The 10579-nt window shown below is 66.1% G+C and carries 5 protein-coding genes; 3 read left to right on the plus strand and 2 right to left on the minus strand.

Translation table 11 applies throughout. The features are described from left to right. Window positions 1-8: 8 nt before the first annotated feature. Complete coding sequence (locus OV287_RS33900; protein WP_267535216.1) at window positions 9-338, minus strand: hypothetical protein; 330 nt, start codon at window positions 336-338, stop codon at window positions 9-11. Window positions 339-949: 611 nt separating this feature from the next. Between OV287_RS33900 and OV287_RS33905 the strand changes: the two genes are divergently transcribed. From OV287_RS33905 to OV287_RS33915, 3 genes are read left to right on the plus strand one after another with little or no spacing between them, the layout of a single operon-like run. Further along, a complete protein-coding gene (locus tag OV287_RS33905) occupies window positions 950-4234 on the plus strand; it encodes a hypothetical protein (protein ID WP_267538181.1) in 3285 nt (1094 codons plus the stop codon). Continuing rightward, entirely contained in the window at window positions 4221-4736 is a 516-nt protein-coding gene (locus tag OV287_RS33910; RefSeq protein ID WP_267538182.1) for a protein NO VEIN domain-containing protein, read from the plus strand. Before OV287_RS33905 ends, OV287_RS33910 begins: the two co-directional genes overlap by 14 nt. A gap of 6 nt (window positions 4737-4742) precedes the next feature. Further along, the gene (locus tag OV287_RS33915) at window positions 4743-6461 is read left to right on the plus strand and encodes an NERD domain-containing protein (RefSeq protein WP_267538183.1); all 1719 of its coding nucleotides are present in this window, start codon (window positions 4743-4745) and stop codon (window positions 6459-6461) included. A gap of 53 nt (window positions 6462-6514) precedes the next feature. Here OV287_RS33915 and OV287_RS33920 read toward each other — a convergent pair whose 3' ends face one another. Beyond that, window positions 6515-10330 carry a CHAT domain-containing protein gene (locus tag OV287_RS33920; protein ID WP_267538184.1) on the minus strand — a complete coding sequence of 1272 codons (3816 nt, stop codon included), beginning with the start codon at window positions 10328-10330 and terminating at the stop codon, window positions 6515-6517. Between the last annotated feature and the right edge of the window lie 249 nt (window positions 10331-10579).

Consider the following 10579-nt stretch of genomic DNA (forward strand, 5'->3'; position numbering starts at 1 on the left):
GGCCCACCTCACGGCGGACGGGCAGCCCTGAAGCGCCGGCCCACGTGGGTGCGCGCAAGCGTGGTGTGGCGCAGGAAGGGACTCTGACGCCCGCACGAGGTGCAGGCGGGGATGGAGGGCGGCGGTGCATGCGGCAGTGGCCTCGCTGCGCTCGGCTCCGCGGCCACCTGCGTGGCGGCCGGGGCCGGCGCGACGGGCACACTGGCTGTCCGCGCCACGGCAGCGGGAGACTGATGCGTCACTTTCTCTCGCCGCCGCTCCCGCCAGGCCGCCTGCCGCGCGGCATGTGCGTGCCGTCCGTCCCGGGTGCGCTGGTAGCGCGCACCAGCCGCGCGCATTGACTCCGCCCGCGCCCTTCGACTGCACGGCGGCCCGCAGTAGCGCTGGCCACGGTCGCACGCAGAGCAGAGGAAGAACACCTGCCGACACTCGGGCCGGCCGCACACCACGAAGCGCAGCGCCTCCACGACACTCCTGCGCGCGCCGGCTTCTGGCGCCGCGCCCCGGAGTGCGCTACCTCTTCCTCACCGGCTCGCCCCTCTCGCACACCAGGGCGCGCCTCCAAGGAGGGCCCTCCAGCCGCTACTGGTGGGCCTTCCGTCTTTTCAGGACGCGCGCGACCGTGGACTCCACCGGCGCACTCTCCCCCCCTCAACTTCTCGGCCACACCCATCTCAGGGAGTGGTCTTGAAGTCAGGCAACTCCCGGCGACCCATGACCAGGAACCTGCGCTTCCTGGTGACCATCAACAATCAAGACCGGACGTGGGCTGCGCGGCCTGCCGCTGGCCATCCTCGAGGATGGTCAACTCCACACCTTCGGCTACTCGGATATCTACCTGGCCGACAAAGAAGAGCGTGAGCTGGTTCGCCAGCCGCACTGGTTCCTGGAGGACAAGTTCCGCAAGGAGACGCAGCTCAGCCAACTGCTCGAGGCCCGGTTGATCGACATGACGCCCACTCACCTGTTGGCGTGCGTGAAGGCCTCGTTCTCCCAGCTCGGCGCGGCATCCCCGTCCCCCTGGCTCCCCGCGCAGCCTCAGCCTCCGAATACGCTATGGCTGACCCAGCTCTACGACTACTTGGCCCGCGAGAAGACACGCAACGCGAACTTGGCGCGCTTGAAGGAACTCGCCGTGGTGCCAGACGAGCGGGGTCGCCTGCATCGGCCGGGGGGGATGGATACCCCCCTGCTGCTGACCGATGAGCAGACCCGGAATACTGAGCTGTGCCAGGCATTGGAGGCGTTCAACATTCCCAGGGTCGCAGGAGCCGAGGGACTCGTCAGTGCCATCCGCGCATTCACCCTCACCCACACTCAGGGGTACATCCGGCAGCTGGGAGCCACCACGCTGGTCGATGCGCTCGCCGCTTCCCAGAAGGCATGGACCGAGCAGGCCCAGAGCTATGACCCCAAGATCCATGACGTGCTTCTTGATTGGCTCTCCCAGCCGGCCTGGCTGGACAGCCTGACGCAGCAGCACATCAAGGTCCTGCGCGCACTGCCGATCTTCCCGACAGCGAACCTCCAACTCGTCCGGCTGGACGATCCTCGGGTCTACCAGCCCGTGGACTCCACGCCGCCACCCACAGCCGGGCAGGCGCACCTTCTCAAGGTCTCCACGGCTCGGCGGAAGCTCCTCACCAAGCTTGGGGTCCTCAGCCTCAGCCGCGAGCTGCTCATCCGTAATGTGCTTCTGCCCAGCTACGTGGCAATGCCACCGCCGGAGCAGGTGCAGGTGCTGGACTGGCTCCGCGACAACCTCCGCAAAGCGTGCACCGAAGCAAGCAAGGCCGGCGACGAGGGCGGGGCCGCCCTGAAGAAGCTCGTCATGCAAGCCCCGCTCGTGAGGAGCCGCGATGGCAAGCTCTACCCCGCCGCCAGCCTCTACGATCCGCGGAAACAGCTCGTAAAGGACGTGCTCGGCGACACGGCACTCATCCCCGACACCCAGGCGACCTACTCCGACGCCACCGAGGACTGGCTTTCCTTCTTCTCCACGCTGGGGATGGCCGAAGCACCCCACCCGCAGGACCTGCTCGCCCACGTGGACAAGCTGCTCAAGCAGGCCGAGGCCGAGGGCCCCCAGAGCGTCTCGGAGAGCCTCATCAGGGTCTACGAGTATGTCGCCGACCACTGGAGCGAGCTCAAGGACACCACGGTGCGGAACGGGAACGGTTATCCCGTGACGCTGGCTCAAGCGCTGGCGAACCGCCGCTGGCTTCCGGCCCAGACCGATCCGGTCGCGTTGAGCCAGTACGCGGCCGCCAAGCTTCCCCAGGCGCGACTCTATGCACCCTCGGAGCTCTACCCGGTCCACCTGGGGCACCTGGTTGCCAGCCAGAGCCCCCTCATGCCCTTCGTGAAGAGGGACTTCGCTTCATTCCGCGAGGCGCTAGGTATCCCCTCGGAGGCTCCCCTCGCGCTGGTGATGACGCACTTCGACGCCCTGCTGGAGAACCACCAAGCGGCGCCTGACACCGCTATGAAGGCCCTTGGGGACTCACTAGCCAGGATCTACGAATACTTCGGCACCCTCTTCCAGAAAAACCCAGGCGCGGTGCAACAGGTCCGGGCCCACTATGCGAACCGCCCTTGCCTCTGGGACAAGAGCAGACACCGCTTCTGGCGGCCGCGGCACGTCTTTCTTGAGCATGTGCCTTTCTTCGAGCCTCTCCGCGTCCAGCTCCGGATCGCGGAGCCTCTGATAGATCAGGGCTATGCCGTGCTGGGGCGTCGAGAGCTGCCACAGGACGACGACTTCATCGCCTGGCTTGAGGACGTGGCCGCACTGCACAGCGGCGAGCCGCTGCCCCCGAAGCTGCTGACCCAGGTCATGGAAGTGCTTCGCCGCCTGAGCCTGAGCTTCGAGACCGCAGCGATGATGGAGCCCATGCGCGCCCGGTTGTGGCTCCCCGTGAAGGGGGGCCAGCTCGCACGGGCCGCCGAGGTGCTCCGTGACGATGCCCCCTGGTATGCCGAGAAGCTGACTCCCGGCGCGGTGCTATTGGTGCAGGACGAGGTGCCCATGGAGCTGCTGCGTGCGGCGGAAGTGCAGCGGCTGTCCCGTCAGCTCAAGGAACAGCTGTCCCAGGAGCCGGAGCTATCTCAGGATCTGAGGTTCATCGAGGACTGCGAGGCCCTGGGTGAACTCCTCCGCTCGCAGGAGTTCGCCCGGGGACTGCGGCGCCTTATCCAGGCGGAACACGAGAAGGCTGATCCGAAGCCGTTGGGCTGGCTCTCCACCCTCAGTGTAGTTCCGGCGGCACAGCTGGACTCGAGACTCTGGCTGGGAAAGCGACTGGTGGGCTCGGCTGCCGCCGACTTCTACGTCGACCGGCCCCATCACCAGATCTTCCTCCGGGAGGAGTCCGCCGACCTCGCTTCCTTCCACCTCGCGCAGGCCATTAAACAGGAGCTCGATGAAGAGCAGCGCCTCTCGGATACTTCGGCGCTCACCAAGATCCTTGAGAGCTATCCCACGAGAATCGACAGCCTGTTGACACGGCTCAAGATTCCCCAGCTCACCGAGCAACCCTCCGTCGAGGATTCCTGGGGGCATCCTCCCGCCGACCTAGAGCCGGAGCCTCCCACGACGTTCTTCGAGGATCAGCCCCCCGAGCCAGAGCCCTCGAATGAGTCCGCCGTGGATGAGTCCGCCGTGGATGAGTCCGCCGTGGACGAGGTTCCCGCCGAGCACGTCGAGGAAGCTCCCCTGGAGACGCCCGTGCTTGGCCCCACTCGTCCGGAAGGCCCCTGGGTCCGGTCGCCCCGGCCAAGGAATGGCGCGGGCTGGCGGAGTGTGCCCCCTCGAAGTCCAGTTCCACCTCGGAACGCTCCGGCCATGGCGGAGGGGTTCGTTGTCCCTCGTCCAGAATCGCTGGCGGCGGCTCCCACGGCGTCCGCCCTGGCGAGCAGCGGTGCCATGCAGGCGCTTTCCTCCGGGGCTAACTCTCTCGTCGGGCCTCCGGAAGGCAGCACCTTCGTCGGCTCCGAGCAGCGCCCCCCCCCAGGAACCGAGCCTGAACCCCATGGGAATTCTGCCCCCCATCAAGCCCGGCCACGGTCACTCCACCCGGACGAACTTCAGGAGGGGCACCGAAGTTTCCCGCCATCGCGCCGTCACCTACATTCATCCGAACGTTCCCGGAGCCGAAGCGGCGGAGGGGCACGTCGATCCGCAAGCAGCCGCGGAGCTTCGGCAAGCAGCGCTGAGGCGCGTGCTGGCTCATGAGCACGCCGACCACCGTCTGCCTCAGCCGCCGCGAGACGACGCGTCGGGCTGCAGCCTCGAGTCAGTGGACGGAAGCGGGGCCCGTTATATCGAGGTCAAGGGCCTGAGCGGCCCCTGGACCGAGAACGGTGTCTGGTTATCCTCCGGCCAATTCGATCGGGCCCAGAAGCTGGGAGACGGCTTCTGGCTATACGTCGTGGAATATGCCCTGGATGAGGCGAGCTCTGTGGTCCACCCCATCTGCAACCCCGCTGGTCTGATCACCCAATACCGGCTGGATCCTGGCTGGAGAGGGCTGGCCAGTGCGTCCCTGCCCCAGGCCGCGCCGCCCCGCCCCGAGGTGGGCGGTCGAATCCTCATGGAGGATGGCGTGGAGGGCGTGATTACTGGCGTGGAAGGCGAGAGCCTGATCCTGTCGCTCCAAGTGAAGATGCTGGATGGAACGAAGCGGCAGGCCTTCTACCAGCCCAACAAGATGAAGCTCCTGCCGAATGAAGGGTGAGACGCTATGGCCCAGATGATCCCTCATCGCACCGAGGAGCAGCTCAACGCCCTTCCCTCTCGCGCGGAGGCTCGCTTCTACCGGACCTGCCGGGACAAGCTTGACCAGCGACTGCTCGTCTTCCACTCCATCTGCTTCCTTCGCCAGCGCCCGACCGCTGCTCCGATCGATGGGGAAGCGGACTTCGTCATCTTCGATCCCCAGGGAGGCTTCCTGGTCGTCGAGGTCAAGGGTGGAGGAATCATCCGTGACCGCCAGGCCGATCAGTGGTTCACCGAGAACGCGGCCGGTACCAAGAAGCTTCCTCACAGTCCTGTGGAGCAGGCCAAGCGCGAGAAGCACGCCATCCGAGACGAACTCCGGAAGCACCCGCGCTGGAAGAACTCCGCGGACCGGATCCTCGAGGGTCACACGGTGTTCTTCCCCAATGTCGTGGATGTGAGCCCCCTGATCGCTTCGGACATCCCACCGGAGATCGTAGGCGGGCGCGCTGATCTCGATGATCTGCCAGGGTGGTTCATGCGCGCGTGCCGCTATTGGGCTGGCAATGACCGGCGCTTCCGTCCCCTGGGAGAGGCTGGCCTGGAGGCGGTGAAGGAAACTTTCAGCAAGAGGGCCACCGCGCGTGCCCTCATGTCCTCTCTTCTCGAGGATGAGGAGGAGCGGCGCATCATCCTGACTGATGAGCAGAGCCGCCTGCTGCGCTCGCTGGGCTCACGCACGGAGGCGAAGATCTGCGGTGGCGCAGGGACGGGGAAGACTGTGCTCGCGATCGAGAAGGCCCGGCAGTTCGCGGCCCAGGGGAAACGCACGCTCCTGCTGTGCGTGACCAAACCCCTTGTCGAGCACTTCAAGGCGACAGCGGGCAATACCCCTAACCTGCTGCCCATGAACTTCCATCAACTGTGCGAGTGGGCCGTGCGGCTCGCCAAGCACGAAACAGGGCGTGACGTGCTCCAGGAGGCACGGGCTTCATTCCCGGGTGCGGACAAATTCGACGCCCACTTTCCCATGGCGCTCGCCCTGGCCACCCAAGTGGTGAAGGAGACCTTCGATGCGTGCATCGTGGACGAGGGACAGGACTTCCATCCCGACTTCTGGCTGCCCCTGAAACGGCTCCTGAAGCCGGAACCTGACTTCATGGTCTTCTACGACCAGAACCAAGCCGTCTATAAGCACCTGGACAAGTGCCCCATTCAGGAAAAGCCGTTCGTGCTCACGAAGAACTGCCGGAACACGCGCTTCATCCACGAGGCGGCATACCGGTACTTCCACGGTGACGACACAGACGCCTGTGACATCGAGGGCGCGCCCATCGAGCAACTGAATGCACCGCGCCTGCAGGACCAAGCGAACCTCATCTACGAGACGGTGGCCAGGATCCTGAAGGACGAGCGCGTACCCCCGGAGCAGATCGCCATCCTCGTGGCGGACAGCAAGTCGAAGCAGACCTACTATGACCTGCTGAAGAACAAGCCCCTGCCCAACGGCGTGGCGTGGGCCGAGCAGATACACCGCTCGAAGGGTACCGTCCTGATGGACACCGCCATGCGCTACAAGGGCCTGGAGGCTGCGGTGACCATCCTCTGGGGACTCGATCAGCTGAACCTGAAGAACGACCGCGAACTCATCTACGTGGCATTCTCTCGCGCCAAGTCCCGGCTCTATTTGGCCGGGCCCACCGAGGCATGCCGCAGGCTCCTGGCCCCGGAGCCTTGGAGATAAGGGCACTGGCCTTCGCCAAGTTCCTCATAGCCTGCACAAGCCCACTCATTGGCTCACCCCACCCAATGCACGAAGGCTTTGAGTGACCAAGCGCGGCCGAAGTGCCCGGGAGTACTTCCCTCTGGCTGCACACCCTGAGATTGGAGTGCGTGAAGCGCCAGGGACGGCTCTCTCTCCTGAATGAGTGCATCGAGCACTGCCCGTCCCACGTGCAGCGCCGCCCCCAGCCGGACTTCCCAGAGTGGGGCGATAATCTGCCGGGCACCGCTCGCCAGGAAGGAGCCAGCCAATCCTGCGGCACGGTGCAGCCAATCGCCCACTCGCCCCGTTTCGCACGAGAGGAGCACCACCGTGGCGCCAGCGATGCGGCGAGGGTCAGCGCCGACCTGCTCCAGCGCCAGTTCGGAGTTTGAGCCCGCCTCGTCAAGGAGTTGGAGCATCGCCATTCGGGGCCCCTGAACTCCACCGTGGCAGAGGAACATGACCACGTCCGCCTCGGCGAGTTCCCGAAGGACGTCTCCGGCAGAAGCTGGGCGCTCCACAAGCCCCGGGCACGACAAGCGCAGTGCCGTGCCGAAATTCCCTCCCTGGCTCAACAATGCACGCGGTGTACCGGCGACCGACACCATCTGGGCGAGTTGCGCGCCGATCTTGACCGCGCCCTTGAGTTCCCCTGACCGGCCAGGCCCGGGATCGGCAACAGCCAGCAACGTGCGCCGGGGGCGCTCCGGGAATGGACGCGTCTCCAGGTCGAGCCTTGTCGCAAGCGTCACCGGAGAGGCCGGCCAGAGGTCCGCCGGAGCCAACAATCGGAGAGGGCCAGCAGGAATCCAGAGCAGGTGCGCGGGAGAAGACGGGAGCAGGCGCTGCACGGGGGGGAGGATGTTCGTCCGGGTCCAGGCCAGCAGGTCACGGTAGGGTTGGCCACTCTCATCTGCGCTGAGCGCTTGCGCGACCGCAGCCTCTCCAACCGGGGGCGAGTCAGCCCGAAGCGCTCCCACCAGGACCTTGGGCTGCTCCGCATTCTCGAGAACCGCCGCCATCAACCCCCTGTTACTGCCGACGAGAGCCACGGCAGCAGAGCCGGGCCGGGAGCGCAACCAGTTCCACGTCCCGGATAGGTCCGGCTCGCCGCGGAGGAAGGACGGCTCGGCGAAGCGTACCTTCTCGAGGGCACGGGCCACATCGCCCGGGGCCCCCTTACGTACGGCCTCGAGCCACTCCACCCAGTCACCGGGTGGCACGCGAGAGGGTCGGGACACCCTGCCCGCCAATGCACGCTGGGCGGCACCCGACGCGCGGGCGAGCCAGCGCAGGACACGCTCCGCCGACTCTCCGGCTAACACGTAGTGGAACCCCTCCGTGATCCCCGCTGCGGTACGGCTTGCCAGTCCGCGTCCCAGCGTGGCGCCTACATCGGCCGCGAACACCGCCTCCTGAAAGCCTGCCCTCTCATCCACCAGCAGGAAAGGTCGGGCTCCGTCGAGCGCAGTCCAAGCGAATTCAGCGGTGGACTCGAGTTGATCGGGAGAGCCGGCCGCGAGCGAGAGCTTGAGCAATGAGAGCGCCGATTTGGCAAGTCGCTCGCCCCCTCCAAGCCGCCGGGCCGCCTCAATGGCACTGCGGAGCGCCTGCTCCCCGCGTTCCCACAATTCACGGGGCCAGGGCAGCGAGGAAGACCAGTTCAGCATCACCGCCGTAATCGCCCGACCCATGTCATCGGTGGTCTCCCAATGAAATTCGGGGTACGCCTCCAACGTCCGGACTTGGAGCGCCTGCTCAAACAACAGCAGTCCCTCGGTGACGTGCCGCGTGTCCATCATTCCTGTACGCCGGTCGGGCTCGATCAGTGTGTCAGCGAGGTTGTGGACGGTCATGGCCCATTCGACCGGATGGGTCTTGCGGTCCAGGCCGGCCAAGCGCTTGCGCCACAGCGCAATGGCCTCGGCGCGCTGCCCCGCGCGGACAGAAATCTCCACGAGACACATAGTCTGAAAGTTCTCCACGGAGAACCTTCTGAGAGCAGGGACGTCACCCCACGGCATCGACTCGAAGAGCCCCCGCGCTTCGGCAAGCAGCGCGTCTCCCTCGGGAGGCGGGCGTTGCGAGCCCAGGCGCGTGAGTTCGACAGCGAGGTTGCCCTGTGCGACCGCTTTCTCCGAGGGGCTGCGGGCCAAGGCCAGACGCACACGTGCGGCGGAGACTCCCTCGTGATGCTCTGGTTCACTCCCACCGGTCCGGAGCTCCGCCCGAACCTCGGCGAGGTTCGTTCGCATGAGGGCTGCACCATCCTCCATGCCTGCCTGCTCGTACCGGCGCGCACACTCCTCGTAGAGCCGAGCCGCCTCACGCAGGTGGGCGTGCCGGTCACCATCCCTCCGGTAGCGCGTCGCCCGCGCGAAACATTGTAACGCGTCCAAGGACGCGGTCTCGCTTGCGGTGGAATCATCGAGCACCTCGCGGCACAGCCGCGCCCCGCGCACGCAGTCAACGACCGGGTGAACGTACGTCTCTATGGGCACCCAGAAACGAGCCAACTCCAGCAGGAGTTGATGGCGCGCAGCCGGCAATTCGATGGCCCGGACTAGAGGCTCGGCCTCCTCAGCGGATAGCCGGGCCTCCTCTGCGCTGGTATGTCCGAGCCCGGCGAGATGGGCCAGCAACATCGCGCGCGCGGCCTGCGCTCCCGGGCGTTTTTCAGGATCACCAACCTGGGACAGACGCTCGGCGCGAGATTTCAGTGCCTGAGGCGTGCGCTCCTCCGCAGGCGCGTCCGCGGACTGGACCAGCTTGGCCATAGGACTCTCGGGCTCCAGGCCCATCTCAGCGATGAGGTCCTCCGACCGCTTCAGCGGGCGCGTGCCTTCGAGATAGGCAACAACAGCCGGATGCGAGGCTGAGTCACTGACGAAGCGGTACATGTCTTCCGGCAGCGGCCCTATCAGCCCCCGCTTTGCGCGCACCGCCTCCTGCGCCAGCTTTGGATCGAGACGCCCAAGCTCATCCAACCGCCGGTGAAGCGTCGCATCGTGCGGCCGGTGCCGAATGAGCTGAGCGATGTGCTCAATCAGCATCAAGGCCAAGCCGAGTCGGTTTCCCTCATCACAGTGGAGCAGCGCCTCCTCCAGCCTGTCGATGGCACGCCGTAGGCGCTCCTCCTCCGGGCGATCCGGCTGCGCTAGTTCGGCCCGTGCGGCGGTCATCAGCGTCTCGGCACGGTAGGGGCCATCCCTCCGAATCCCGAGCGAGTGCTCCAGCAGCCGCATGGCTTGCACGGCATCTCCAGGGCTCTTGCGCAAGAGCAGGGCATCTGCCGTAACCTTCGAAAGTTTCGCGGCTTCGAACCGATTGGGTGCCCCTATGGTTCTGGCCTGTTCGTACAGGCGAAGAGTACGTTCGACATCAGGCGAGTGGCCCTCCCGCCAAGCATTGCCCGCCGAGATGAACAGGGCGAAGCGAAGGTGTTCCGGAACACGGGCGGATCCGGTCTCCTCCACGGCTTGAAGGAGTATCCGACGAGCCTCATCCAAGACACTCCTGCGTCGTACATCGGCCGGAGACAGCACTTGTAGCGCGTTCAGCCGCTCGACCCCCTTGAAGAAGCTCGCCTCGATACGCTCCTCTGGGGTGCGCGCCGCTGCCAGTAGCGCGTCCGCAGCGCGCGTATAGGGCGTTCCATCCCCCCACCCCATCGACTGTGAGAGGATCTGCACCCTCAATCGCAACAGCGGAAAGCTTGGAGCCCGGGCCACCGCACGCTCGATGCGCTCGATCAGCTTGGGCCCCACAGCGCTGCTCGGCCCAAGCGCCAAGAGAAAAGCGAGGGAAGCATGGTCCTCGGAAGCCCCGTGCGAGATGTTCTCGAACATCCAATCCAAGCACGCCTCCGCGCGGTCCGGGCGAGCCCTCATGAGCGCGCCGAGTTGCGTGAGTTCCCCGTCCCCAAGGGAAGAGGCCAGGGGGGGACGCATCCCCTGCGCGAGCGCGACTGCCCACGCAGCGGCATCGTCAAAGGGTCCTCGAACACCACCGGTTCCTGGTGGAACCTCCCGCCCCAATGCTCCCTCCTGGGAAGGGGGACCACTCCTCAAACGGACCCAGTCGAGCCGGGTACGGGT

The sequence above is a fragment of the Archangium lansingense genome (assembly GCF_026626635.1).
Classification (GTDB): Bacteria; Myxococcota; Myxococcia; order Myxococcales; family Myxococcaceae; genus Archangium; species Archangium lansingense.